Origin of the sequence: Pseudomonas lundensis (genome assembly GCF_001042985.1) — a bacterium.
Classification (GTDB): Bacteria; Pseudomonadota; Gammaproteobacteria; order Pseudomonadales; family Pseudomonadaceae; genus Aquipseudomonas; species Aquipseudomonas lundensis.
The window spans coordinates 1-24,966 of sequence record NZ_JYKY01000041.1; the positions used below are offsets into that span (position 1 = coordinate 1).

The following is a 24,966-nucleotide window of genomic DNA, read 5'->3' on the forward strand; positions in this document are numbered from 1 at the left end:
AGATATCTGCAACCAGATCCCAGGCTGCGTCGGGGAGTTCATACCGCTTTGCCATCTTGGCCTCCTGGCTTTAATGGCGGTGTATTTTACAGAAAATCGTATTTCTTGGGTTTACGTACAGAGCCTAGCATACATATCAATACAAATAGGGAAATTTAGCTTAAACAAGCCACTGACCTCGATTTAGTATTCGAAAACTCCACTCATAGGTTGATGCACCTTGTTGATGCAACCGGCTTCCATTTATGTAAAGCACTGCGGATTTACTTGCCATAAGCGAAAACACTGACCGTTAACATATCAACACGCTCCCAGCGACAACATGGAATAATCAGTTTCGAAAGCGGGCAATAAATTTTGCGAACAGCGCACTCAAGCAGCTACGGATCGGATATAAATCCAAACCTCCGAATATCATCACTTTAATCTATATGACTTACAACAAACGCGAAGGATAACTTGACTCAACATCTAGATCCTCCAACGCGACATAATTACTGACTGGAATAAGTGCAGCCTTCTACTTTTAAACCCTCTGATATGCCATAAAGATGGAACAACAGCTAAAACATCAACATTCAGCGCACTGACGATGAGAAAGGAACGACGTTGGATTTACAGGGTTATCTAGCTACAGTGGAGACGTAACGGTACTGAGTAAGTACGAGGGGTCGTACAATTGGCCAGCCTGTCAGCTGTGGTGCTAAGTTGCAGAATCACTAAAAAAGCACTATCACCCGCTGTTATAAAAAAATTCCATGACCAATCGCAAGGACATTGTTAACTTTAAAGTCGAACGCTGAAACTCAGAGCAAATGAGCGAGCGATCTTGACGAGCCGATACCCTCTTCATTTTCATAACGCTTTCACCTCTCTCGCGTCCCGCTAAACCTGTGGAAAGTACGGATCGACATGCACGCGTCAATGTCGACTTTTTAAAAAGAGTGGGTATTACCTAAAAATTCATTGAGGCTGAGGTGGCGATACTTGTGAGGAAACTGCGTATCACGACACAGAAATATCGGTCGAACACTGGGGTTATGAAGCGTAATTTTGCAACGTAAATAACACTCAACGCCTGACACATTAAGCCCCTCGATAAACAATTGACAAACAGGAGAGTTGTGAGTAAGTACTAACCAATTTCGCGTACAGCATTATCCTTAAAAATGCTCTTTCAAACTCCATAACCGTGGAGCTGTTGGGGCATTCATTAGATGAAGGTGTCAGCTTGACCTGCAACCAAAATGCAAAGTTCAAAGTTCAAAGTTCAAAGGACAACTGTTCACCCCTGTGTGAAAAATAAAACAATCCAGAACAAAAGTAAATACTTTAGTATCTATTAAGTATTTCTGTAGCTTTTTCAATCTGCAACCTCATGGAAAAATCACGCATTTGGAGTCTTTATGACAAATCTGCGCACTGTAATTGGAAGCAAAATCAAAATACTCAGAAAAGGAAGACAAATGAGCCAAGCTGACTTGGCCCATTTAATTGGATGTGAGCCACCATTAATTGGTCGCTATGAAAGAGGTTTAACTCTACCTAATATCGAACAACTGATCAGAATTGCTACTGTCTTTAACGTAGCGCCTGGCGAGTTGCTCCCCGGTGGGCAGGACGAGATCAGGACGCGCCTGATCTCTCTTAGACAGGAACTATCTGAAAAAATAATTCACGTGGACTCGCCTGAAAACCTGGAAGAAATAATCCGCCTCACCGACACATTTATTTCATACAAGCACAATCCAAAAAAAAGATTACTTTAACGCCACCGTTCAAAGCAATCCGTATTTATTAGATATTTCATAAATACGTGATATACGCTGAGAATGGCACTCGCTTGATAACGGATCGACGGGCAAAACCTCATCCAAAATGACCGCCGTATATTTCTCATCCATTCTTACTAGCGCTATCAACTCTTTAAGCTCAGCACGCACCTCAGGATTTTCAAAATCCATTATCAACCCCTCACTACGCTAACGACTTCGCCACTTAAATGATTAGGGCAAGTTAATTAAACAGTGCTGTTAGACACTCACTAATTTTTGAAATTAGAGTGCTTGTTTCCCTGATCAAAACTAGCGGCTACAACTAATACAACTGCTGCGATTACTAAGATCACGACGACGCCAGTTGTGGAATGAGTAGGAGAGTTAGATACCATAGCCAAAGCACCTAAAGGGGCCAAGCCACCAGCAATGGCCGTACCAATTTCACGACCTGTGCCTACACCCGACGAGCGTGTATGAGTGGGAAACTGCCTACTCAGAAATGAGCCTTGCGGTGCAAACATCATGGGCGCAAGAACGCCAGTTCCCAACCCAATCGCAACATAGATCCATATGTCCACCCCTGACTCCAAGAGAGCCATAAACGGATAAGCGAATATCCCTGACAGCACGCCACCGACTAATAATACTTTCTTGCTACTCCAACGATCACAAATGTATCCATAAAAGGGTATGGCGAATATCGCTATCAGACTGGCTATCGTTACAGATAACGACGTAACATTTGCAGCAACCCCTTTGTACTGGGTGAGATAAGCCAGCGAGAAGGTTTTGTAAATATAACTGAGTGCGTTATAGCCAATCGCCAAAAACAGCACGACAAATAAACCTTTTAAGTCGCTTTTAAATAACGTCAGCAAAGGATTGCCAGCAACCTTACTACTTACCTCAGATTTATCCTCAATTGCACTGAGTTTTTGGTACTCAATCGTCTCAGGCAGGCTACTCCTTACCCACAACCCAACAGCCACCAAAACAATGCTGCAAATAAACGGAATACGCCACCCGCCTGCCAGCAGAAATTCATCCCCTTGCATGGTGAGTAAATAGACTGTTAAGGATGATAGAAGCAATCCTAGATTCAGACCCAACGCAGGCCAAGCTCCTTGGCTGCCACGCTTGTTTTCATCAGCATGTTCATAAGCGGTAACCGCAGCTGCAGCGAGTTCAGCACCTGCTCCAAGGCCTTGAAATATCCTAATCAGCACCAGCATTATCGGAGCCCAAATCCCCAGCGTTGCGTAACCCGGAATAAAACCAATTGCGGTAGTGCAAATCCCCATTAAGCAAAACGTAGCTACAAGCATTCGTTTACGGCCAAATCTATCCCCGCAGTATCCAAATAACATGCCGCCAAAAGGTCGTGCTATAAACCCAATTGCAAAAGTTGAGAGCGCCAACAAAGTGGCAACTTTAGAGTCAGATGGATCAAAGAAAACTTTGGAAAACACTATGGCTGCCATCATTGCATACAGATAAAAATCTGTACCACTCCAACATGGAGCCAACAATGGTTGCAGCTGCGACCTTCCGCAATCGTTTTTTACGCTGAAACTCACTTTCACCGCCATGCCTAACTAGGTTATCAATCATGCCAGCCTCATTTTTTTTGTTATATAGCCTCTCTCAGAGACTTTTTAATAGTTTGTCGGCAATCATTTCACCTATAGGAATTGCCGCCGTTGCTGCGGGAGAAGGCGCATTACACACGTGTAACATCCTTGGAGTTTGCATAAACAGAAAATCTTCAATAAAGTCACCACTGCGCATTACCGCCTGAGCTCGGATACCCGCTTTACAGGGTTGAAGATCTTGAAGTTCCAAGGACGGGTAATATTTTTTGCACTGTTCTAAATAGCCTGCCTTGAACAGTGTATTTCTAATCTCTTGAACACCTGAAACAAAATGCTTTCTTATAAACCTCCAAAAACCTGGATATAAACTGTATTCCAAAATATCGCGAGCGTTGAACGATAATTTTCGATACCCCTCACGCGAAAGGCTCAGTACAGCATTTGGCCCAACCTTAATACTACCGTCGATCATTCGCGTGAGGTGAATACCAAGAAATGGAAGATTTGGATCTGGGACCGGATAGATCAGGTGTTTAATACTTTCATTTCGTGACGGGGGGAGTCGATAATATTCACCCCTGAAAGGTATGATTTGAAAATCAACCTTCAAACCCGCCATCACAGCCAAGCGATCAGATTGTAACCCTGCACAAACCACGAGTTTCTTCGTTTTCCAGGATGTACTATCCGATGTAACCGCCACATGATTTCCACACTCTTTTATTGATATGACGTTGTGTCCACACACGACTTCTCCACCCGCTCTTGCAATCATTTTAAACATAGTGCTGGCTACAGCCTTATAGTCGACGATCCCAGTGCTCGCAACAAATAATGCGCCTGCCCCTATAATGTTCGACTCGCGCCGATGTAACTCCTGAGCGTCAAGCCGATCAATCGTTAAACCATTTTGCCTCGCTCGCTCTGCAATTTTATCCATGAGAACAAGTTTGGCTGTACTTGAGGCGACGAGAAGCTTGCCGCACACCTCGTATTCAATATTGTGCTGCTCACAAAAGTCTTTTGTCGCTTGAGCTCCCCGAGCGCACAATTTTGCTTTAAAATTACCCGGGGTGTAGTACACCCCGGCATGAATGACACCGCTGTTATGGTCTGTTTGATGCTTGGCAAATGAATCCTCTTTCTCAACTAATAACAGTGAAGCTCCTGGCTTAGCTTCAAGCAGTCGCATTGCCGTTGCCAGCCCTACAATTCCACCGCCAATCACACAAAAATCATAGGTCATTAAAAATTCTCAGCCAAGATCAGGTTGTCAGACAACTAAATGCATTAAAATCTGCACTCTAGAAATAGCCTAGGTCACTAAATATATATCCAATCGTTGCGCTGCCGCCTCTAAATGATTTCTGGCACAATTACCTGCCTCACTCGAATTACGGCTTGATACAGCATTAAACATTTCCTGATGCTCACGAAGTGCACCACGCGGGCCAACAGTTAATGTTGCAGAGTTTTCCCAAGCAAATAAGCGAGCCTGAACCAATTGACCATGTAGAAAATCATGGAACGCACTTAAATAATCATTTTTGCACGCCGCCACGATTGACCTATGAAACTCAACATCTGCGGCAGACGATACTTTTGAATTGTGGGAATTATTTTCCATCAACTCAATTGCATCACTCATACGAGTCAAATCTTCTTTTGTATGCCGCTGAGCCGCAATGGATGCCGCTTGTATTTCTATCCACAGACGCAACTCAAAAAGCTGGTCCAACCTGGGCAAAAGACCGTTTTTATTGGGCAGTCTAAAAACAACTCCGCTTGGTGTCTGAGAAACAAATGAGCCACTACCTGGACGGATGATTAAAACGCCGTCCGCTTTTAATTGAGAAATGGCCTCGCGAACAACTGAGCGACTCACGTTGAGCTGCTCTGCCAATTGATGCTCTGTTGGCATCTTGGACTCCGCAGGAAGCCGCCCGTCAATTATTTCTCTTCGAATTGCAGAGACAACGGTATCAACAAGGGACTGGGGACGCGTTAGATTAATCATGGGTATCTATCAGGCTGTCTGACATCCAGAATACCCAAAGGTTAAAACCCAAGTATTAGGTATACCGCTCCATAGTTGTAGGCAACTTCCTGCATTAAAGTAAGTTTGTGATATTACACCCCAATAACAACATATCGTATTAATTCCGTATGTTAATCAACAACCCATAAGTGAGGTAAATACAGCCTGAGAGGTCTAAGCTGCCGCGGTCAGTCCCACCAAGGTATAAAGACGTCTATAAAGCCTGTAGCAATACAATCCCACTTCTCCGCAAGCACAGGCACTACCTCATTCATGGCACCGTCTTGAAAACCCATTCCAAGCCCCCCTTATGCTTGGCGGATGCAGTAGGTCTGATCAAGGATGTTGTAGCGGTGCCAAGTCCCGTGGCCGTCGATGGCTTAGGTCAGTCTGATGTTTTCGTTCCATTCCATCCGTAACGCTCGCAAAAAAATTCAACCGCCGGCGGGCGGTTGAATTTGATTATTCGTGACAGGCTCAACGCTTTAGGGCTCTGCGCTACCGCTAACTCGGGCCATCACACTTTGAAGCGCGCGACCAAGTGATTCAGTTCAATCGCCAGATTGGCCAGTTCGCCGCACGCGCTCGCGGTCTGACTGGCGCCTGCCGAGCTCTGGATGGACAGTTCGCGGATACTGGTCAAGTTTTGGTCTGCCTCGCGGGCTACTTGCGCCTGTTCTTGCGAAGCGGTGGCAATCAACAGGTTGCGTTCGTTTATCTGGGTAATGGCCTCGGCGATCTGCTTGAGCGACAAGTCGGCGTCTTGTGCCACGGAGATTGAGCTGCTGGCCATCTGGGCGCTGACGCTCATCGCTCCCACCGCTTGGGTGGAGTCAGTCTGAATCGCGCTGATCATTTGTTCGATTTCCTGTGTCGACTGCTGCGTGGGGTGGGCCAGCGCCCGCACTTCATCGGCCACCACGGCAAATCCACGGCCTTGCTCGCCTGCGCGGGCCGCTTCAATGGCCGCGTTCAGCGCCAGCAGGTTGGTCTGCTCAGCGATCGCGCGAATCACTTCAACCACCTTGCTGATGTTCTGTGCCCTGCCGGACAACGCCTTGACCTGCTCTCCCGTGCTGGCCACGTTGCTGGCCAGACTTTCAATGGCTTTAAGGGTTTGTGCCACATTCTCGATACCCGAACGGGTGAAGGCCATTGTCTCTCGGGAAGATTGGGCCGCAGCGTCGGCATTGCGGGCCACCTCGTCCACGGCGGCGGTCATTTCGGTCACTGCGGTGGCCGCCTGGTCGACTTCATCATTCTGGCGCACCAGCCCGCGACTGGCCTCTTCGGTGACCGCCGTCATCTCTTCTGAGGCCGAGGCCAACTGGGTGGAAGAGTCGGCGATACGGGCGATGGTTTCGCGCAGGTTGTGCTGCATCTTGGCCAAGGCGCCCAGCAGGCGGCTGGCTTCATCGCTACCAGTGATCGTAACCTCCCGCGAGAGGTCGCTGTCGGCGATGCGCTCGGCTACGGCCAAGGCAGCCCCGATAGGCGCAGTAATACTGCGGGTCAGCACTGTGGCCAGTACGACGGTGAGCAACACCGTAGCCACCAGCAGCCCAACCACCAAGGTGATGCCGTTGCTGTAGATCGAGGCAGCATTCAGACCTGCACGCTCTGCCCCCTCTTCATTAAAGGCAGCCAGCTTGTCCATTTTTTCCTGCATGCCATTGGTCATAGGGCTAATGCGGGAATTGATAAGGGTAATGGCCGCCGCGTTGTCTCCACGTTTGAGCAACGGTTCCAGCTCATCCAGCAGATTGAAATACTGCTGCATGTCCGTTGCCACCGCTTGATACAGTTCACGCTCTTGCGACCCGGTAACCAAGGCGTCGTAGTGACTGATGGTGTTCTGCAGGGTACTGCGGTAGCCGCTCAATGAAGCGATGCGGGTTTGGCGCTGCTGTTCATCGGTGGTCACGGTGATGCGGATGCTTTCAAGGCGCAGCCGCAGGATGCCTGCCTGCATCTTGCCGACCTCACGGATGCTGGCCATCCAATTGGTTTCTACATCCTGCTCCGCGTCTCGAAGCTTGCCCATTTGCATGACGGCGACCATGCCCAGTGCAAAGACCACCAGAATAATGAGTGAGAAAAAGGTGGCAGATCGTGGAGCAAGGTTCATTGTCCTGACGTTCATTTTTTATCACTCTTAAAAGGTCGGTACGTCGCAGGTGTCATGCCAAGCTATCGACCAAGAGACCAAAAGCTGCAAGCCACTCGGCGGATTTATAAACGCAGACTCTTCATTACGGCTCGTGATCTTTTACATAGGCGGACGGCCGTCTCATCAACGTGAAATAACCCCCCTTTAGGCCTCGCTTTCTCCAGAGCCGTGCAGCCTGGTCCCCATGGACTGGATCAACTTAAAGGCAAAATGACATCATTGCGCCGTGATCCTAGTTCACGCCGTGTCATAAAGTCGTGCATTCGACGTGTATTTTTTGTCAGTAGGCCAAGAGAGCAAGCATCGCAAAAGCACGAGAGCGCCCAAGGTGATTCCTATAGGCTCAGGAATTCTTTGTTCCACAACTCCAGCAGATAACAACGCGGACGGGGTAAATCATGACGCGGGAATCAACCAGCCCATGTGTTGAAGTGTGTGACAGAGCGCGGTGGAGCGTCATGAGCGTCATTAAAGTGGTGCGACAGAGGAATGGATGATGAGTGAGAAACATGACCAAAGCGCCGCGGTAACGGCGGCAGACATTGAGCGATCCATTCAGGCGCTGAACAAAATGGCTGAACGCCTTTGGGGGGATGGTCGCGAAGCGGAGGCCAAAGCACTTCTCGATGCACTAGACGCATTAAACCGAGTGCTGGACAGGATCCGGATTGGCGAAAGCCGGCGGGTGAAGACCCTGCACTGAGTGTTGGCTGGCGATCTGCATCATCTGAAAAGGCGTCTCGTGCAAGTTGCATGAACACAACGGAGCAGATAATTAGCAAACCCTTGATATGGCGAGTCTATTTCTTAAATAACAATTGGCACGACAAATGCCTTACCTACATTGAGGAAAAAATGCAGCGCTGGCACTGATCAGCCGCACCCTACCCGTGATAGTGAGGCCTAACCATGAACGCCATCGATCTTCTGAAAGCAGACCATGAGAAAGTGAAAGCCATTCTGAACCAACTGAGTGAATCAACGGATCGCGCAGTCAAAACACGCACGGATCTTCTGACTAAACTTGAGCTGGAGATCACTATTCACACTCAACTTGAAGAAGAAATCCTGTATCCCGCGTTCAAGTCGGCTGGCGGGAAAGACGAAGCCGAGATGTATTACGAAGCCAAAGAGGAGCACCGCACCGTGGACGCGCTGGTGCTGCCCGATCTGAAGGCCACCGATCCCACGTCACCCGAATTTGCAGGGCGGGTGAAAGTGATTAAAGAGTTGCTCGAACATCACATCGAAGAAGAAGAAACAGACATGTTCCCCAAGGCCAAAAAACTGCTCGGCAAGGCCAAGCTTGAAGAACTGGGCGAACAGATGCTGGCATTGAAAGCCTCTATGAAAAAGAGCCTTGCCGCTGCGTAAACAGTGGGTGCGTCCCCGCAAAAGCAGAGCCCGGCCCAGTGCCGGGTTTTTTGTTTCTACCCTGCTCACTTCAGGACTACAACGGCCAGCACCATGAGGCAATATCTTCCCTGCCTGGGACACATCCCACGCCGGTGGTTAGAGAAGAAGATAGCGAATTGGCGGCGTCGAGTCAGCGATGTCAATCGCGGCACTGATGATTGCTCCGCCCCAGCATCGGCGACAGTAGCGCCATGATTCGGCCACACGACCCGAACACCCATCGGATTGCGCGGAGCCGCCCACGTCTGCCCCTCCTGTTTCACTCGACTTATGACGCTGTTTGCCTAAGGCGGCGTAACACTGGCTATCGACGAGGGCCGGTGGACGTCATCGCAATAATTAGACAAAATAATTAAGTTAGAAATTTAGTCTAAAACCGTTAGCCTCAACACAGCCTCACACAAGCTGTATTGACACTTACCGGTCGTGCAGCCGTTTTTCATCCCGTATCAGGCCCAATGACTATGACGATGTTGAAAGGCAAGCTGTCAGCAACAGGCTTATGCATGTCTCAGCGCCAAAAGCTCTGCGTTCTTTGCCCCTGGAGCTGTGGCCAATGAATACGCCACTCTATGGTCTGAACAGTCTGCGCGAAGTGTTGACGCGTCACGACATACTGCGGGTTGTGCGCAATGCCTGCGTTCAGCACGCGCACGATAAGGTGATCAGCGCCAAATCCGGAGAGCTACTGTTTCAGAATCCTCCTGGCGATTGCCACATACGTTTCGGGTATTTTCGAGGTGCGCCCACTTTTGTGATCAAAGTGGCCATGGGGTTTTACGAAAATCCGACACGAGGGCTGCAGACTAACAACGGGCTGATGATGGTTTTCAGCTCGCTGACCGGCAATCTGATCGCCATTCTCAACGATGAAGGCTGGCTGACCAGTTGGCGTACGGCGGCGGCTGGAGCACTGGCCGCAAATGCGGGGGCTCCATCGCGTGTTACGGCGCTGGGCATTCTTGGCAGCGGCCATCAGGCCGAACTGCAAGCGCTGTGGGCTGCGCACCTCCTTGGGACACAGCGGGTGGTCATCTGGGGCCGGGCCAAGGAGAAAGCCGAGCGACTGGCCGAATCTTTACAGCTTCACGCCTTGACTGCCCATGCCGTGTTGACCGTTGAGGACGTGTTCAAGCAGTGCAATGTGGTTATTACCTGCACGCCCTCCACCCAGCCGATTGTCCTCGCACACCTCGTTAAACCCGGAACCCACATTGTCGCCCTTGGCGCAGACAGCTTGGGTAAACAGGAGCTGGACCCGCACATTCTGGCTCAAGCCAGCGTCATCATGACTGACGACCATCAACAATGTGCCGAACGCGGCGAGTTGGCTCATGCGTTACATGCAGGGCTGATCCGAGAGGAAGTGTGCGTGGCGCTGGGGCACGTACTGGCAGGCAATCGCCCGGGCCGTATCAGTGATCACGATATAACCGTTGCAGACCTCACCGGGCTTGCTGCCCAAGACATTGCCATCGCAACCCTCGCGGTGGAGATGTCACAACGTTCACCCTCAAACAGTGCACTCCCCCCACCCTGACCCCGCCTCCTGAATGAAAAGCGCCTGAATCAACAAAAACAATAAAGAAGGTACTCCCATGAACACACTGATCCGCGTTACAGCCATTGTCACCTCTTGCTGGATGTTCGCCGCCGCCATTACGGCTCAGGCAGAAACACTTCGCATCGCCAGTGAAGGGGCTTACCCGCCATTCAATTACATTGACCCGGACAATACGCTGCACGGGTTCGATATTGATATTGCTAACGCGCTGTGCGAGCGGATGCAGGTGACGTGCACATTTGTCACTCAGGACTGGGAAGGCATGATTCCAGCCTTGCTGGCAAAAAAATTCGACGCCATTGTGGCGTCGATGAATGTCACCGAAGAGCGCAAAAAGAAGGTGGCCTTCACCGATCGCTACTACCGCACACCCTTATCCCTTGCAGTGCCCAAAGACTCAAGCAGCCGCGATGCCCAGACCGATTTCAAGGGATTAACGGTGGGAACCCAATCGTTTTCGACACAATCGATCTACGCCGAAGAACATTACGCCGCGGCGGGTGCCACCGTGAAGCTCTATCCCTCCCAGGATGAAGCGGTGAGCGATCTGGCCGCCGGGCGCCTGGATGCGGTCATCGCTGATAAATACCCGTTGTTGGCATGGCTCAACACCACCGAAAAAGGCAAAGCGTGTTGCACGTTTCTGGGTGACGTAGAGGGCACCAAAGCCGATGCGGCTATCGTCGTGCGCCTGGAAGATAACGCCTTGCGCGAAAGATTTAACACTGCCCTGGCTGAAATAATCGCTGATGGCACTTACAAGACAATCGTCAGTCGTTACTTTGACTTCGACATCTATTGACGCTCAGAGAGAGTGCGCCACGCGGTCCCCGGCGCACGTGCTCCTCATCATGACCTCGCCTCGCGCTGCCATTTAGCGCGACGACGTCATGCTCCTCATGTTTCACGCAAGAGGGTTCGGGCATGCCTGAGCAGTTGACCTTGTTATCCTTTGCCAGCGGTGGTTGGGGGGCGGCCTTGTTGGTGGGGGCTCTGGTTACACTCGCACTGGCCTTGAGTTGTGTGCCGTTGGGCTTGCCCCTGGGCCTGGGCGTGGCGTTTGCCGCTCGTTCCCGGCGACGCTGGCTACGCCTGTGCGCCACAGCATTTTCCACCGTATTTCGCGGATTGCCGGAGCTACTGACCTTACTGATCATTTACTACGGCTGTCAGATCGGGGCACAGAAGCTCCTTGCCACTTTGGGCTACCCAGCCGACGTAAAAATCAATGCATTCGTCGCGGCGATGATTGCCTTCAGCCTGGTATTTGCTGCGTTTTCGAGCGAAGTCTGGTTAAGCGCCTTCAAGGCCATACCAAAAGGCCAGTTTGAAGCGGCGAGGATGCTGGGTTTGAGCAAAAGCACGACGTTTCGCAACGTGCTGCTCCCGCAACTGGCGCGCGTGGCCTTGCCGGGCTTGTCAAACAATTGGCTGGCGCTGCTCAAGGAGACCTCATTGGTGTCGACGATATCGCTGGTCGACCTGATGCGTCAGACCAGTCTGGCCGTTAGCGTTACCAAGGAGCCCATGCTGTTTTACACCGTGGCCTGCTTTGGCTACCTGTTTTTCTCGGCGCTGTCCGGGCGTCTGTTCCACTTTCTCGAACAGTACTTCAACCGTCACCAACGGAGTGCACAGCCATGACTCCCGATGAATGGCTGAACCTGTTTTTCAACCCTCAGCTCCTTGAACGCTTTGGTCCGCGCTTTATCGACGGCCTGCTGGTAACCGGCAAACTTGTGGTGATGTCGTTCACCCTCGGGATGCTGCTAGGTCTGGTGATTGCCCTTGGGCGGTTATCTGACCATCGCCTGCTACGCGGCTTGAGCGGCGTCTATGTGTATTTTTTCCGTGGTTCGCCGCTGCTCGCTCAACTGTTCATGCTGTATTACGGCCTTGGCTCCTTCAAACATTTCTGGGAGTCGGCAGGGCTGTGGTGGTTTTTCCGGGATGCCTGGTATTGCACCTTGCTGGCATTCACCTTGAACACGGCAGCCTATCAGGCCGAAATCCTGCGCGGAGCCTTGATGGCCGTGGCACAGGGCCAACGCGAAGCCGCCAAAGTCCTCAGCCTGCCCCGTCGAATCACGCTCTTCAAAGTCATCATGCCGCAGTCGTTGCTGGTCGCTGTCAGGCCGTTGGGTAACGAGCTGATCCTGATGATCAAAGCCAGCGCGCTCGCTTCGCTGGTCACCCTTTATGACCTGATGGGCGTGGCCAAACTGGCCTTCTCGCGCAGTTTCGATTTCCAGGTCTATCTGTGGGCGGCGCTGCTGTACCTGCTGATCGTCGAAGTGGTCAGGCGTGCGCTCAAATGGCTTGAACAGTCGCTGAGCAAACATGCCGGATGACTCGAACGCCACTCAACAACCTGCACACTTATTGAGGGCCTATGCCATGCAATCCGTCATTACAGCGTCAGAGCATCAGTCGATTTCAGCGTTGACCGCCCGAGAAACCGTGGTACACATCAGCGGGCTGAACAAATGGTATGGCCCTTTTCAAGTGCTACACGGCATCGACCTGACGGTGCAGCAAGGCGAGCGTATTGTGCTGTGCGGACCGTCCGGCTCGGGTAAATCGACCCTCATTCGCTGCATCAGTCACCTGGAGGTTGCCGAAGAGGGTGTCATCCGTACATTGGGTGCCGATCTGACTAAACCTTCGCCAGCCAGACGCCTGGCGCTGCGCGAAGTCGGCATGGTGTTTCAGAGCTTCAACCTCTTCCCCCACATGACTGTTCTGCAAAACTGCACCCTCGCCCCGATCTCGGTACGCGGCTTGTCCCATCAGAAGGCCGCAGAACAGGCGCGGCATTATTTGAGCAAAGTCGGGGTCGAGAATCAGGCCAACAAATACCCAAGCCAGCTTTCTGGCGGCCAGCAACAACGGGTGGCGATTGCCCGGGCGCTGTGCATGGAGCCAAAAATCATGTTATTCGACGAACCCACCTCGGCGCTCGATCCGGAAATGGTCAACGAAGTGCTGGAGGTTATCGTCAAGCTGGCTGAAACAGGCATGACACTGATTTGTGTCACACACGAAATGGGCTTCGCGCGTCAAGTTGCTGACCGGATACTGTTTCTCGACGCGGGCCGCATTGTCGAAGACATGCCTCCCGAACGTTTTTTTACCGCGCCTGAAAGCGATCGGGCGCGAGCGTTTCTGGCGCAAATCCACCGTTGAGTTCATCGATGAAAAGCATGCGCCGTTCAAGCCTGCGGGTCACCTGTCAATCACAGGTCGATTGCGTACAATTCCCCCTCTCAACTTTCACGTACTGTCTGCCTCCTATGATCAATATCGCTTTCATGAACGCAACAGCAGACGGCATTGCCGCCCTGCTTTTCCCAGACCTGGAAGCTGTGGTCCACGATCTTCGCAGCGGACAGATCGCGCACATAGCGAACGGCTTTTCCAGGCGCAAGGTCGGCGACGCCTCATTGATTACAGACCTGCCCGAGTTGGATAAAGGGCTGGACGTCATCGGCCCCTATGAGAAAGCCGCCCCGAACAACCGCGTCTTGCGCTCAATTTCGATTGCTGCTCGCGGCCCGGACGGGCAGGTTGCAGCGTTGCTGTGCCTGAACTTCGATGTGACGGTGTTAACCCAAGTGCAAAAGCTGCTGAGCGGCTATGTGGTGGGCGTACAGCCTCAGGTACGTCCAGCGCCCTTGTTCAGGACCGACTGGCGAGAACAGCTCAATGCCATCGTCCAGGCGATATCCGTTAAGCAAAACGTGCGGCAAAGCGAATTCGGCCGTACCGAAATCATGTTGACCCTGGCGCACGCCCGCGCCGCCGGACTGCTTGATATTCGTAATTTCATCGATTATTTCAGTGAGTATTTCGATATCTCCCGTGCAACGGTTTACAACTATTTGAAAGCCACACCTAAAGAATAGGCCGCTGTCCCGGCCCCCACACTCAATCCCTCCTGCATGCTCCAGAAGTCAGAGGGCGGGCCAACGCGGATCGAGCGGGCCAAATCACTGAACGACGCAACGGCGGCTTAAACCGATGAACAGCTCGATATCTCGCACCTGACTAAGAGCATCAGGCTAATCAAAAGCTCAGGGATAATTGCGCAGCGAGTTGAGCCACCCTCGCCCGTTATGAAACCTGAGCGATTGTATTGGCCTCACGAACAGCGATCGCCCCCTGAAAACCGGGTCTGCACGACCGGCCGCAGTGCATCTGTCATCGCACCTATGCGACAATGCGCGGCATGTCTGGCATGAAACACCCCGCATTCATTTCTCAGCAGCTTGGCCACAGCGTCCAAATGTTGCTGTCGACTTATGCGCGATGGATCAACTCAAGCTCCGACTGGAGTGAGCTTGAGAAACTCCAAAGGGGTCCCAAATTGATCCCAGCCCAAATACGCGCTCTCTAAGCTATTGATAGGTAAAGTAATTGATCTCCACAGCTAACATCACGATGCAATTCGGCGCCAAGCCGCTTTTCGAGAACGTTTCAGTCAAGTTCGGCGCAGGCAACCGTTATGGTTTGATCGGTGCCAATGGTTGCGGCAAGTCCACTTTCATGAAAATCCTGGGTGGCGATCTTGAGCCGTCGGGTGGCCAGGTGATGCTTGAGCCGAATGTGCGCTTGGGCAAGTTGCGCCAGGATCAGTTCGCGTACGAAGAATTCACCGTGATCGACACCGTGATCATGGGTCACGAAGAGCTGTGGAAGGTCAAGGCTGAGCGCGACCGCATCTACTCCCTGCCCGAGATGACCGAAGAAGACGGCATGGCCGTGGCAGAGCTGGAAACCGAATTTGCCGAGATGGACGGCTACACCGCCGAGTCGCGCGCCGGCGAGCTGCTGTTGGGCCTGGGTATCGGCATTGAACAGCACAACGGTCCGATGAGCGAAGTGTCGCCGGGCTGGAAACTGCGTGTTCTGCTGGCTCAGGCACTGTTTTCCGATCCTGAAGTGCTGTTGCTCGACGAACCGACCAACCACCTGGACATCAACACCATCCGCTGGCTGGAAAACGTGCTGACCCAGCGTAACAGCCTGATGATCATCATTTCCCACGATAGGCACTTCCTGAACAGCGTCTGCACCCACATGGCCGACCTGGACTACGGCGAGCTGCGCCTGTTCCCGGGCAACTACGATGAGTACATGACGGTTGCCACTCAGTCCCGTGAGCAACTGCTGTCGGACAACGCCAAGAAGAAAGCCCAGATCAACGAACTGCAATCGTTCGTGAGCCGCTTCTCGGCCAACGCCTCCAAAGCCAAGCAAGCGACGTCGCGTGCCAAGCAGATCGACAAGATCCAGCTGGCCGAGGTCAAGCCGTCGAGCCGCGTCAGCCCGTTCATCCGCTTCGAGCAGACCAAAAAGCTGCACCGCCAGGCGGTCATCGTTGAGCACATGGCCAAAGGCTTTGACGGCAAGACGCTGTTCAAAGACTTCAGCTTCACCATTGAAGCCGGTGAGCGCGTCGCGATCATTGGGCCGAACGGTATCGGTAAAACCACCTTGCTGCGCACGCTGGTCAACGAACTGACCCCGGATGCGGGCACTGTGAAGTGGACCGAAGCCGCTGAGCTGGGTTACTACGCCCAGGACCACGCCCACGATTTTGAAGAGGACATGACCCTCTTCGACTGGATGGGTCAGTGGACGCAGGGCGAGCAAATGGTACGTGGCACACTGGGCCGCATGCTGTTCTCCAACGATGAAATCCTGAAGTCGGTCAAAGTGATTTCCGGTGGTGAGCAAGGCCGCATGCTGTTCGGCAAGCTGATCCTGCAAAAACCGAACGTACTGGTGATGGACGAACCGACCAACCACTTGGACATGGAATCCATCGAAGCCTTGAACCTGGCGCTGGAAAACTACCCCGGTACGCTGGTGTTCGTCAGCCATGACCGCGAGTTCGTTTCCTCGCTGGCCACGCGCATTATCGAGCTGAGCCCAAGTGGCGTGATCGATTTCAGCGGCACCTACGATGACTACCTGCGCAGCCAGGGTGTGGTGTTCTGATTTCACACCCCCCCTGATTACAGCGCGTCATCTTGAAAACCCGTCCCCGTGACGGGTTTTTCATGTTGTGCGCGGACGATCCTGCGCCTCATCTGTGGTCAGCCGTACGTAGCCCATTGTGAGCACTGTTTATCAATGACTGACGGAAGAATCGCCCTGCTTCGTCAATAAGATCACGGTGAATGTCCTCCCGATCCACACCCTCGGCGTCGGTACACAAACCGGGCATTGTCGCCATCTGCTCATCGGTGCAGGGCGCCATGAACACAAAGTGCCCAGCGCCCGGTATGACTTTGAACTCAGGCGCTGTAGGCAGTTTGCGAGCCAGCGCATCCGAGTTTTTGTCCGGAAACACCAACTTATCGCCATCCCCACTGTAAAGCAGGACAGGTACATGCACGTCGGCAAGGGTTTGCCGACCAAACATAAGGCTCAGCGGCGCCAGCAATAACAGCGCCTGAACGCGAACATCCGCCACGGGGGCAAGGTCGTCCCGGTCTGCAATCAATTCACCCTGGGTCGTACACGCATCACGATCCCCTGGCCGCTCCTGACAATAGCTCCTCAGCCGCTCCAGATCAGGCTGCGCACCGGCCAGGATCAGCGCCGTCTCACCGCCGGCCGAATAGCCAATCACCCCGAGTGCATCGGGCAAGACGTAGGGCGACAAGCGACTGTCCTGTAACGTCGCGTCGATGGCGGCTGATATTTGCATCGGCCTGCCGTATAGATTGCTCAGCGTGCCCAACCGGCTGTGGTCCTTATCGTTGTCCCCCGGGTGCAGCACCGCAACCACGACAAACCCTTTGCGCGCCAACGCGGTGGCCAGGTCATGCAAGGCCAGCGGTGTGCCAGTGTTGCCATGGGAGAGCATCAACAACGGATAGCGGCCCTTCGCTATGCGGGCGTTTTGCGTGGCATCCATTTGATAAGCGCCAATCGTGCTGCGCCCTTCTTTACCGGTGGATGGATAGAAGGCAATGGCATGCATCGGTCGGTCATCGAGCGGATCGAGAAACGTGAGCCGATGAAACCCGACACTCCAGTGCAGGGACGGTTCGGCCTGCACCGCCCAAGGGCTGCAAGCCAAAAAAAGCATGAGAAGCGCACACGCACGCACCATGATCGCTCACCGCTGAAGGCGTTTAGCCGGTATTTGTCACACCTGAACTTAAGTACGGGTGCCAAGCACGGTTCAGGCCAGGGCCTTGGCTCAAGATGCAAAAAACTCCGTACCCGGGCCATTTGCTGACAGCCAGAATACAGAGTTTAGCGGGTGACACTGTGCCGCAAGCTTACGCTGCGCTGAACAACGCTCCAGTAATGTGCGCATGAGCATCGTTCATGGCTTTGCTGCGAACGTCATCGCCATAAGCCAGACCGTGGGCACGAACGAACGTCACATCGGTGATGCCCATAAAGCCGAGCATGACCTTCAAGTAGTCTTCATGGGCCAGCCCGGTCGGCTGACCGACGTGCAAACCGCCCGACGTCGACACCACAATCACTTTTTTATTGCCGCACAGGCCTTCAGGACCGGCGTCGGTGTAGCGAAATGTCTGACCGGCAACAGCGATGCGGTCAATCCACGCCTTGAGCTGAGTCGCAATGGTGAAGTTGTACATCGGCGCCCCAATCACGACAGCATCGGCGGCCAGGAACTGTGCCAGGGTGTCGGCGCTCAATTGCGCTTCGTGTTGTTGGGCCGCATCGCGCAGTTCAGCGGCGGTACCGGCAGCCACCAGCGTAGCGGCCGAAAAGTGGTCGATGGCTTCGGCCGCCAGGTCGCGATAGCTCACGTTAAGGTCAGGATCAGCCGCTTGCCAGGCGTTGATCACGGCACGACTCAACTGACGGGATGCCGAGTTGTCGCCCAGTATGCTCGAATCGATGTGCAAAACGTTCATGGTGATCTCCAGAGGTGAGGACCGCCGCCCGGCGATCAAGTGGGGAGGATGCTACCCATGAAAGCAATCGACGATAAGTCGCCACTCATGCGATAGTTCGTCCCACCTGTAGGACAGTGAGCGCGTCATGCAAGACCTGAACGATCTGTATTACTTCGCCAAAGTGGTGGAAGCCGGTGGATTTGCCGCCGCTGGACGCTTGTTGGGCATCCCGAAATCCCGTTTGTCCAGGCGCGTGGCCGAACTTGAAGATCGCCTCGGCGCGCGCTTGTTACAACGCACAACCCGCCAACTCAAGCTGACGGCCGTGGGAGAACGTTACCTGCGCCACTGTCAGGCGATGCTGCTGGAAGCGGAAATGGCAGACGAAGCCGTGGCCAGTATGTCCAGCGAGCCACGTGGCCCGTTGCGGGTGTCATGCCCCGTGGGGCTGGCCCATGAATTCATGCCTGACGTCATCAGCGCCTTTTTACGCACCTACCCTCATGTGCAGCTTGAAATGCTGCTGCTCAACCGCCGCGTCGACCTGATTACCGAGGGCATCGACGTGGCCCTGCGCGTGCGTGAGCTGGGGGACGAAGACCCGCTGCTGGCTACCCGTCGATTGCGGCAGGCGCAAACCGTCATGGTCGCCAGCCCGGCATTTGCCAGCCAATGGTCCATCGAACATCCGGACGACTTGAAGCACGTACCCGTGCTGGGCGCGCTTGAAGCCGACCGCATGGTTCACTTGCGCATGCTCGATGAGTTGGGCAGCCCCTGTGACCTGGTACTGGAAGCGCGCTTGGGCATCGATGATTTCATCGTGCGCAAAGCCTGCACCCTGTCGGGCTTGGGGTTTACCGTACTGCCCATGATGTACTGCGAACAGGAATTGCAAACAGGCCAGCTTGTACAGTTGCTGCCCAACTGGTCATTGCCGGGGGGTTGGCTACATGCCGTTTACCCGCATCGGCGCGGGGTAATGCCCGCCGTGCGCGCCTGGATGGAACATTTGGTTGAATCATTCGAACGCTGTGGAGACAAGCTGCTATGAGCACCAACAGGATGAACAAGGACGAGATTGCTGATTTTTGCCGTCAGTTGCCCGGTGCCAAAGAAGACATCAAATGGGGAGGCGTGCAGGTGTTTTACGTCGACCAGAGCAAGATGTTTGCGCTGTTCAACCTGAATAAGGACGGGTTGTCGTTCAAGGTGGAGAAAGAGCTGTTTCTGGGGTATGTCGATCGGCCCGGTATACGCCCCTCCCCGTATTTGGCACGGGCGCACTGGATCAATATGCAGCCGCCCTACCCCATGAGCGCCGAAGAGCTGCAAGACTTGTTGCGCCGCGCCCACCAGTTGGTGGTAGCCAAACTGCCAAAAAAGCGTCAGATCGGGTTACTGCTCTGACGCGCTTTGGCTCAGAGCTACAAGTCCAGCAGGGTCATTTTCAAAAACAGCACATCGATCCAGATCGCCTGGTGCAAGGCCACAATCAGCCAGAACCAGATTTGAAACGAGACCTTGCGCGTCTTGTGGCGCAACAGTTGCTGGGCCACACACGCGCCGGGCCAGCCCCCCAACAGCTCAACGCCGTGCAAGACCTTCTCCGGGATGCGCCACTGGCCGGTTTTGGCCCGCTGCTTGTCATACCCGTACAGACCAAATGCCAGTACGCTGGTGACCAGATAGATCAGTAACGGAACGCGGCTGACCCCGGTAATCAACAATGTCGCCGCGCCGCCCAGGGGCAACGCGCACAGCGCTGCAAAAATAACGAGCTTGAACTTCAACCCGCGGATCGGGCCGTTGCCACGCTCAGGCATGCCCACGTATTCGCGACGTTCTCGGACTGATTTGTTCACGCAGCCGCCGCCGTCCAGTTAATCCAGCCAAACTGCCAGGTCGCGAGAATCAACAACCCGAACGCGATGCGGTACCAGGCAAACGCCGCGTAACTGTGGTTGGAAATGAACTTGAGCAACGCACGCACTGCAATCATGGCGAAGACAAACGAGGTCACAAAGCCAATCGCGAAGACGGGCAAATCGTCAGGCTGAAACAAGTGACGGTATTTGTAACCGGAGTACACCGCCGCCCCGACCATGGTCGGCATGGCCAGAAAGAATGAAAACTCAGTGGCCGCCTTGCGCGATAACCCGAACAGCAAGCCGCCAATAATCGTCGAGCCCGACCGCGAGGTGCCGGGGATCATGGCCAGGCACTGTGCAAAACCGATTTTTACCGCGTCTTTCCAGGTCATGTCATCGACGGTTTCGGCGTGAATTACGTGCTCACGGCGTTCCGCCCAGAGCATGATCACCCCGCCAATCACCAACGCAGCAGCCACGGTGATCGGGTTGAACAGGTAGTGGTGAATGGTGTCGGCAAAGATAATGCCCAGCACTACGGCGGGCAGCACGGCGATCATCAGGTTGACCGTAAAACGACGCGCCTTGGGCTGTGTGGGCAACCCGGTGACAACGTCCAAAATTTTGCGCCGGAACTCCCAGACCACGGCCAGGATGGCACCGAGCTGAATGATGATGTTGAACGCCATGGCTCGCTCACCACCGAAATTGAGCAAGTCTGCGACGATGATCTGGTGGCCTGTACTGGAGATGGGCAAAAATTCCGTCAGGCCTTCTACCACGCCGAGTATCAACGCCTGTGCGGCAGTCCAAAGATCCATTGTTCCCCCATGAAGCCCCGCATCGTGCCGGACTGATTATTGAAATGTGAGTGTGTGCAACCGCTGCCGCAGGTGGGTCACACGCGTGGATTTTCGCCAGTGCGATGTGAAAAAAGTGTCAGAAATCAAGAAACTTACAGGTTTTCCCGTTTCGGCCGAGATCCTATCAGACACATTCACTTTTCGCTGCTATGACATTAGACGCAAGTCGCATGGGCCACGCCCGCAAAGCATGCTTGGATGCCCATGAGTGTCGACGACAAGAAGAAAAACAAGGAGTGACCGTTCTATGAATACCTTACGCAGGTTGTCTATCAGTCGTCGTTTGTGGCTGATTTTACTCGTGGCCATGGCCATGCTGCTGGCGTTGGGTTTGTTGATGCTTAAACAGATCCATGAAGACCTCTATCAGGGCAAAGTGCAGAAGACCCAACACGTGGTGCAGACGGCCAGCGGCATCCTGAACCACTACCACGGGCTTGAAACGGCCGGCACCTTGAGCCGTGAAGCCGCGCAACAGCAGGCGCTGGCTGTGGTCAGGCAGTTACGTTACGACCACGACGACTACTTCTGGATCAATGACCTGCGCCCCTACATGGTCATGCACCCCACCAACCCCAAGCTCGATGGCAAAGACCTCTCTGCGATCAAAGACCCTGACGGCTTTGCGCTCTTCAACGAGATGGCGACGCTGGCCAAAACCAAGGGCGCGGGCATGGTCGATTACCGCTGGCCGAAACCGGGCTCTGACGCTCCGGTGCAGAAAACGTCCTACGTGCAACTATTTGAGCCCTGGGGGTGGGTCATCGGCTCCGGCGTATACATCGACGACATGCAGGCCGAGTTCTGGGGCCAGGTCTGGAGAGCCTGCTGGGTCGGGCTGGGCATTGCGTTGATCATGGCCGCGCTGGTGACGCTGATAGCCCGCAGCATCGTGCGGCCCCTGCAAGAAGCCGTGCAGGCCATGGCCAACATTGCCAGCGGCGAGAGCGACCTGACCCGCAGCCTGGACACCCACGGCCAGGATGAACTGACCTCAATGGCGCAACACTTCAATGGCTTTGTTGCCAAATTGCGTAATGTGGTAGGTCATTTGCAGTCCACGGCCACGGCGCTGGATCAGTCGTCCACGCAAATGGGCCACGATGCCAGCGAGGCCCAGCAGCGTTGCCAGCAACAGGCGCTGCAAATGGATCAAGTGGCCACGGCGATCAACGAGGTCAGTTACGCCGTGCAGGACGTGGCCAAAAACGCCGAACACGCGGCCAGCGAAATGCGCGGCGCGCAGGACCAGGCGCAACAGGGCCAGCACAACATCGACAGCAGCTTGCAGCAGATAGACGACCTGTCCGGCACGATCAGTCAGGCGGTGGAGGTGATTCGCACGCTGGCCTCGCAAACCACAGACATCAGCACGGTGCTGGAAGTGATCCGCTCGATTGCCGAGCAAACCAACTTGCTGGCCCTGAACGCGGCCATTGAAGCGGCGCGCGCGGGTGAGCAGGGTCGCGGCTTCGCGGTGGTGGCGGACGAAGTGCGTTTGCTGGCCCAACGTACGCAAAAGTCGACCGCGGACATCCAGGCCATGATTGAGGGGCTGCAAAAACACTCTGAAGCGGCCGTCAACGTCATTGCCAGCAGCAGCCGTGCTTCCCAGCTGACGATCGAGCAAGCCACGCAGGCCGGGCAAAGTTTGAGCAGTATCGGTCAGGCGCTCACCAACCTGAACGGCCTCAACGCGTCGATTGCCAGTGCAACGCTGCAACAGTCGCATGTCGTAGAAGACATCAACCAGAACGTGACGCAAGCCGCCGGCTTGTCGCAAAGCACCGCTCAGGCGGCCGAGCAATCCAGTGTGGCCAGCCTGCACCTCAAAGAACTAAGCGTGCAACTCAACCAGTTACTGCGCCAGTTCAAGGTGTAAACGCTACAGCGGCGCAGGGTTTTCCTGCGCCGCTGTTCTCCCCACGTTCACGCAATCACGATCTCTGCGCCGTTCAGCGTGGCTAGCCCGACGCCCACCAACGTCACCGAACTGTCAGCAAAACTGAGCACCGTGTCAGCTCCCGCGGCACGGGCATGGGCCCGGTAATCCGCGTCGTAGCCACCTTCCACGCCCAGGAACACGAGCGTGTCGGTGGGCTGATAACCAAGCAGCGAGTCGTGACCGAAATGGCCGCTAAACACAAACGTGTTGTTGCCGCCCGCTGACTCCAGCCGATCATCGCCGCCGCCTGCGATAAACACATGCTGGCCCAGCGTGCCAATCAACCGGTCATCGGCACCCTGCCCGATCAGCCAGTCACCTTGTGTTGTGGCCTTGAGCGTACTGCCCTGCAGGCCGCCGTTCACCGAGTGGGCATAGTCGCTGCGCTGAGTGCCCGCCCACAGCCCATCATCGGCGATCCGGTGCGTAACCGGCTGACGAATGCCCAGCCACCCGGCTTCATCGCTCACCAACTGGCTGAGGTCACGGGTCAGGCTGAGACCGCCGTCGGTGTCGCGCACGTACAACGTTCCATGCCCGTCGTTCACCACCTCAACCGTGTGCAGTGCGCGTTGCAACTCCAGCGTATTGACGCCCTGGCCGCCCAGAATGATGTTGTAGCCGCCACTGTCACGAAAGGTGTCGTTGCCTTCGCGGCCCTCCAGAAAATCATTGCCGCGCCCGCCCTGAATCAAGTCATCGCTGTCGCTGCCGATGATGAACGTGCTGCCGGTGTGCGCTTGCGCATGGCGGTTGAGGTCCTGCACCCAAGTCGTTTCCCGCGCCGGGCCGGACAAATTGGCCACCACGAGGGTCGCGTCTTTATGGGTCAGGTGATAAAACGCCGAATCAAGGAGGCGGTTCAGGCCGTGGCCATAGCCGCTGGGCAGATGGCTGATCCAGGTCGAGACATTGACGATGGAGAACGGCAGCACATTCCACGCGGTCGAAGCGTAATGGTCGTTGAAGCTCACGATATTGTTGGTCGCCGACGGCTGGGGCGCGTCGTGTACGCCCAATGACGAGAAGGTGAAGCCCGATCCGTCCAGTGCACGGAACACCGGGTCGTTTTCGTACCCGATGTTCAGCACGTTTTGCGTGGTTTCGCTTTGCGTGGGCGAGGCGAAGGCAATGTAGTTCGCCTCGCGATAAAACCCGGCCCAGCGTTCGTTGCTCAGGTCTGCCAGGCTGTTGACCGCCAGCCCGCCAAGGCTATGGCCGGTGACCAGTACATTGTTGCCGCTCAGTCCATGTGCCCGGGCAAACGTGGCGACGCTGCCCAGCAACCCGTCAAACGCCTGGCCGGTGTACTGGCGCGCGTAATCGTCGGGGCCGAAGGCAGCCAGCAGATCGCTGATGACATCGCCAAGGGCATCGGTAATCAACGACTCGCGCGGGCCACTGGTGCCGCGAAACCCGATGCCGATGGACGTCAACTGCCCATCGGCAGCATATTTGCCCATGATTTCGACTTGTGCCGTGTCATAGCCTTTTTGCTCGCCATAAAAGGTGCCGCGATGATCCACTTTGCCGGCATACCCCAACTGACCGGCACTGATGGGCGTCCATCCGGCCTTCTCAACGGCCTCGCGAGCCAGTTTTTCCGAGTCAGGGTTCCACGGGATGCCCGGCACCACGCCTTGCGAATCCACCCCGCCCAACACGGCCGTGACCAGCGTCAGCGGTAAACCGACGCCCATCCCGTGCTTCTGATACCCCGCGTCAAACCCGTGATCAAGGTTGTGATAGCTGTACAACGTGAGGGCCAGTGCGTCTTTAACGAGTGCCGTTGAAGCGCTGTTGCCCACGTGTTTGTAGTCAAACACTGCCATGTTCT

22 protein-coding genes and 3 pseudogenes are annotated in these 24,966 nt (G+C 54.4%); 14 read left to right on the forward strand and 11 right to left on the reverse strand.

From position 1 onward, the window contains the following. Nucleotides 1-1,406: 1,406 nt before the first annotated feature. On the forward strand, nt 1,407-1,769 hold the full coding sequence (locus tag TU74_RS21475; protein WP_048377629.1) for a helix-turn-helix domain-containing protein: 363 nt from the start codon (nt 1,407-1,409) through the stop codon (nt 1,767-1,769). 9 nt (nt 1,770-1,778) lie between these two features. Here TU74_RS21475 and TU74_RS23815 read toward each other — a convergent pair whose 3' ends face one another. From TU74_RS23815 to TU74_RS25140, 6 genes and pseudogenes are all read right to left on the reverse strand, one after another. Beyond that, the gene (locus TU74_RS23815) at nt 1,779-1,964 is read right to left on the reverse strand and encodes a hypothetical protein (protein WP_082149924.1); all 186 of its coding nucleotides are present in this window, start codon (nt 1,962-1,964) and stop codon (nt 1,779-1,781) included. A gap of 80 nt (nt 1,965-2,044) precedes the next feature. Continuing rightward, nucleotides 2,045-3,389: pseudogene (locus TU74_RS21480) on the reverse strand (MFS transporter). 33 nt (nt 3,390-3,422) lie between these two features. Continuing rightward, nucleotides 3,423-4,616 carry an L-2-hydroxyglutarate oxidase gene (gene lhgO, locus TU74_RS21485; RefSeq protein ID WP_048377630.1) on the reverse strand — a complete coding sequence of 398 codons (1,194 nt, stop codon included), beginning with the start codon at nt 4,614-4,616 and terminating at the stop codon, nt 3,423-3,425. Nucleotides 4,617-4,685: 69 nt separating this feature from the next. Beyond that, nucleotides 4,686-5,387 carry a FadR/GntR family transcriptional regulator gene (locus TU74_RS23820; RefSeq protein ID WP_082149925.1) on the reverse strand — a complete coding sequence of 234 codons (702 nt, stop codon included), beginning with the start codon at nt 5,385-5,387 and terminating at the stop codon, nt 4,686-4,688. 538 nt (nt 5,388-5,925) lie between these two features. Further along, a complete protein-coding gene (locus TU74_RS25135; protein WP_420912172.1) occupies nt 5,926-6,789 on the reverse strand; it encodes a methyl-accepting chemotaxis protein in 864 nt (287 codons plus the stop codon). Next, nucleotides 6,781-7,551, reverse strand: a pseudogene (locus TU74_RS25140) (MCP four helix bundle domain-containing protein); the annotation flags it as partial. The pseudogene TU74_RS25140 and the gene TU74_RS25135, both read right to left, overlap by 9 nt. 523 nt (nt 7,552-8,074) lie before the next feature. On the opposite strand from TU74_RS25140, the gene TU74_RS21495 reads away from it, so the two are divergent. The 10 genes and pseudogenes from TU74_RS21495 (at nt 8,075) to TU74_RS21535 (ending at nt 16,561) form a co-directional block, all read left to right on the forward strand. Then, the gene (locus TU74_RS21495) at nt 8,075-8,281 is read left to right on the forward strand and encodes a hypothetical protein (RefSeq protein WP_048377632.1); all 207 of its coding nucleotides are present in this window, start codon (nt 8,075-8,077) and stop codon (nt 8,279-8,281) included. A 206-nt stretch (nt 8,282-8,487) separates the two neighbouring features. Further along, the gene (locus TU74_RS21500; protein ID WP_048377633.1) at nt 8,488-8,952 is read left to right on the forward strand and encodes a hemerythrin domain-containing protein; all 465 of its coding nucleotides are present in this window, start codon (nt 8,488-8,490) and stop codon (nt 8,950-8,952) included. Nucleotides 8,953-9,550: 598 nt separating this feature from the next. After that, nucleotides 9,551-10,534: a Rossmann-fold NAD(P)-binding domain-containing protein gene (locus TU74_RS21505; protein WP_048377634.1), complete on the forward strand. Its 984-nt coding sequence runs from the start codon at nt 9,551-9,553 to the stop codon at nt 10,532-10,534. Nucleotides 10,535-10,637: 103 nt separating this feature from the next. Further along, a complete protein-coding gene (locus TU74_RS21510; RefSeq protein WP_371264459.1) occupies nt 10,638-11,360 on the forward strand; it encodes a transporter substrate-binding domain-containing protein in 723 nt (240 codons plus the stop codon). Between the two features lie 122 nt (nt 11,361-11,482). Then, on the forward strand, nt 11,483-12,202 hold the full coding sequence (locus TU74_RS21515) for an ABC transporter permease (protein WP_048377635.1): 720 nt from the start codon (nt 11,483-11,485) through the stop codon (nt 12,200-12,202). Continuing rightward, nucleotides 12,199-12,909, forward strand: a complete 711-nt coding sequence (locus tag TU74_RS21520; protein ID WP_047293403.1) for an ABC transporter permease — start codon at nt 12,199-12,201, stop codon at nt 12,907-12,909. Before TU74_RS21515 ends, TU74_RS21520 begins: the two co-directional genes overlap by 4 nt. A gap of 109 nt (nt 12,910-13,018) precedes the next feature. Continuing rightward, a complete protein-coding gene (locus TU74_RS21525; protein ID WP_048377644.1) occupies nt 13,019-13,744 on the forward strand; it encodes an amino acid ABC transporter ATP-binding protein in 726 nt (241 codons plus the stop codon). Between the two features lie 8 nt (nt 13,745-13,752). Further along, nucleotides 13,753-14,463, forward strand: a complete 711-nt coding sequence (locus TU74_RS21530; RefSeq protein ID WP_226942297.1) for a helix-turn-helix transcriptional regulator — start codon at nt 13,753-13,755, stop codon at nt 14,461-14,463. Between the two features lie 266 nt (nt 14,464-14,729). Beyond that, nucleotides 14,730-14,954: pseudogene (locus TU74_RS24820) on the forward strand (site-specific integrase); the annotation flags it as partial. A 20-nt stretch (nt 14,955-14,974) separates the two neighbouring features. Continuing rightward, a complete protein-coding gene (locus tag TU74_RS21535; protein ID WP_080960212.1) occupies nt 14,975-16,561 on the forward strand; it encodes an ABC-F family ATPase in 1,587 nt (528 codons plus the stop codon). Between the two features lie 88 nt (nt 16,562-16,649). Here TU74_RS21535 and TU74_RS21540 read toward each other — a convergent pair whose 3' ends face one another. Next, nucleotides 16,650-17,684: an alpha/beta hydrolase family protein gene (locus tag TU74_RS21540; protein ID WP_048377637.1), complete on the reverse strand. Its 1,035-nt coding sequence runs from the start codon at nt 17,682-17,684 to the stop codon at nt 16,650-16,652. Nucleotides 17,685-17,856: 172 nt separating this feature from the next. After that, nucleotides 17,857-18,468: an FMN-dependent NADH-azoreductase gene (locus TU74_RS21545; RefSeq protein ID WP_048377638.1), complete on the reverse strand. Its 612-nt coding sequence runs from the start codon at nt 18,466-18,468 to the stop codon at nt 17,857-17,859. Nucleotides 18,469-18,595: 127 nt separating this feature from the next. Between TU74_RS21545 and TU74_RS21550 the strand changes: the two genes are divergently transcribed. Both TU74_RS21550 and TU74_RS21555 read left to right on the forward strand, forming a co-directional pair. Further along, nucleotides 18,596-19,504, forward strand: coding sequence for a LysR substrate-binding domain-containing protein (locus TU74_RS21550; RefSeq protein ID WP_048377639.1), 909 nt, complete (start codon nt 18,596-18,598; stop codon nt 19,502-19,504). An 11-nt stretch (nt 19,505-19,515) separates the two neighbouring features. Further along, nucleotides 19,516-19,860 carry an MmcQ/YjbR family DNA-binding protein gene (locus TU74_RS21555; RefSeq protein WP_048377645.1) on the forward strand — a complete coding sequence of 115 codons (345 nt, stop codon included), beginning with the start codon at nt 19,516-19,518 and terminating at the stop codon, nt 19,858-19,860. A 17-nt stretch (nt 19,861-19,877) separates the two neighbouring features. Here the strand turns inward: TU74_RS21555 and TU74_RS21560 are convergent, their stop codons facing one another. Beyond that, the gene (locus TU74_RS21560; protein WP_047293582.1) at nt 19,878-20,276 is read right to left on the reverse strand and encodes a DUF1294 domain-containing protein; all 399 of its coding nucleotides are present in this window, start codon (nt 20,274-20,276) and stop codon (nt 19,878-19,880) included. Nucleotides 20,277-20,311: 35 nt separating this feature from the next. Beyond that, nucleotides 20,312-21,142: an undecaprenyl-diphosphate phosphatase gene (locus tag TU74_RS21565; RefSeq protein ID WP_047274513.1), complete on the reverse strand. Its 831-nt coding sequence runs from the start codon at nt 21,140-21,142 to the stop codon at nt 20,312-20,314. 289 nt (nt 21,143-21,431) lie between these two features. On the opposite strand from TU74_RS21565, the gene TU74_RS21570 reads away from it, so the two are divergent. Beyond that, nucleotides 21,432-23,066, forward strand: a complete 1,635-nt coding sequence (locus tag TU74_RS21570; RefSeq protein ID WP_047274510.1) for a methyl-accepting chemotaxis protein — start codon at nt 21,432-21,434, stop codon at nt 23,064-23,066. A 47-nt stretch (nt 23,067-23,113) separates the two neighbouring features. Here TU74_RS21570 and TU74_RS21575 read toward each other — a convergent pair whose 3' ends face one another. Next, nucleotides 23,114-24,961 (reverse strand): polyurethane esterase, encoded by a 1,848-nt coding sequence (locus tag TU74_RS21575; protein WP_048377646.1) that lies wholly within the window; start codon nt 24,959-24,961, stop codon nt 23,114-23,116. Between the last annotated feature and the right edge of the window lie 5 nt (nt 24,962-24,966).

Bases quoted from the DNA above. Each gene is read 5' to 3' on its own strand.
- TU74_RS21500 (WP_048377633.1), top strand. From the start codon at position 8,488: ATGAACGCCATCGATCTTCTGAAAGCAGACCATGAGAAAGTGAAAGCC.
- TU74_RS21505 (WP_048377634.1), top strand. From the start codon at position 9,551: ATGAATACGCCACTCTATGGTCTGAACAGTCTGCGCGAAGTGTTGACG.
- TU74_RS21570 (WP_047274510.1), top strand. From the start codon at position 21,432: ATGAATACCTTACGCAGGTTGTCTATCAGTCGTCGTTTGTGGCTGATT.
- TU74_RS21540 (WP_048377637.1), bottom strand. From the start codon at position 17,684: ATGGTGCGTGCGTGTGCGCTTCTCATGCTTTTTTTGGCTTGCAGCCCT.
- TU74_RS23820 (WP_082149925.1), bottom strand. From the start codon at position 5,387: ATGATTAATCTAACGCGTCCCCAGTCCCTTGTTGATACCGTTGTCTCT.
- TU74_RS21475 (WP_048377629.1), top strand. From the start codon at position 1,407: ATGACAAATCTGCGCACTGTAATTGGAAGCAAAATCAAAATACTCAGA.
- TU74_RS21520 (WP_047293403.1), top strand. From the start codon at position 12,199: ATGACTCCCGATGAATGGCTGAACCTGTTTTTCAACCCTCAGCTCCTT.
- TU74_RS21565 (WP_047274513.1), bottom strand. From the start codon at position 21,142: ATGGATCTTTGGACTGCCGCACAGGCGTTGATACTCGGCGTGGTAGAA.
- TU74_RS23815 (WP_082149924.1), bottom strand. From the start codon at position 1,964: ATGGATTTTGAAAATCCTGAGGTGCGTGCTGAGCTTAAAGAGTTGATA.
- TU74_RS21575 (WP_048377646.1), bottom strand. From the start codon at position 24,961: ATGGCAGTGTTTGACTACAAACACGTGGGCAACAGCGCTTCAACGGCA.
- TU74_RS21530 (WP_226942297.1), top strand. From the start codon at position 13,753: ATGAAAAGCATGCGCCGTTCAAGCCTGCGGGTCACCTGTCAATCACAG.
- TU74_RS21510 (WP_371264459.1), top strand. From the start codon at position 10,638: ATGTTCGCCGCCGCCATTACGGCTCAGGCAGAAACACTTCGCATCGCC.
- TU74_RS21555 (WP_048377645.1), top strand. From the start codon at position 19,516: ATGAACAAGGACGAGATTGCTGATTTTTGCCGTCAGTTGCCCGGTGCC.
- TU74_RS21515 (WP_048377635.1), top strand. From the start codon at position 11,483: ATGCCTGAGCAGTTGACCTTGTTATCCTTTGCCAGCGGTGGTTGGGGG.
- TU74_RS21560 (WP_047293582.1), bottom strand. From the start codon at position 20,276: ATGCCTGAGCGTGGCAACGGCCCGATCCGCGGGTTGAAGTTCAAGCTC.
- lhgO (WP_048377630.1), bottom strand. From the start codon at position 4,616: ATGACCTATGATTTTTGTGTGATTGGCGGTGGAATTGTAGGGCTGGCA.
- TU74_RS21545 (WP_048377638.1), bottom strand. From the start codon at position 18,468: ATGAACGTTTTGCACATCGATTCGAGCATACTGGGCGACAACTCGGCA.
- TU74_RS21550 (WP_048377639.1), top strand. From the start codon at position 18,596: ATGCAAGACCTGAACGATCTGTATTACTTCGCCAAAGTGGTGGAAGCC.
- TU74_RS25135 (WP_420912172.1), bottom strand. From the start codon at position 6,789: ATGCAGCACAACCTGCGCGAAACCATCGCCCGTATCGCCGACTCTTCC.
- TU74_RS21495 (WP_048377632.1), top strand. From the start codon at position 8,075: ATGAGTGAGAAACATGACCAAAGCGCCGCGGTAACGGCGGCAGACATT.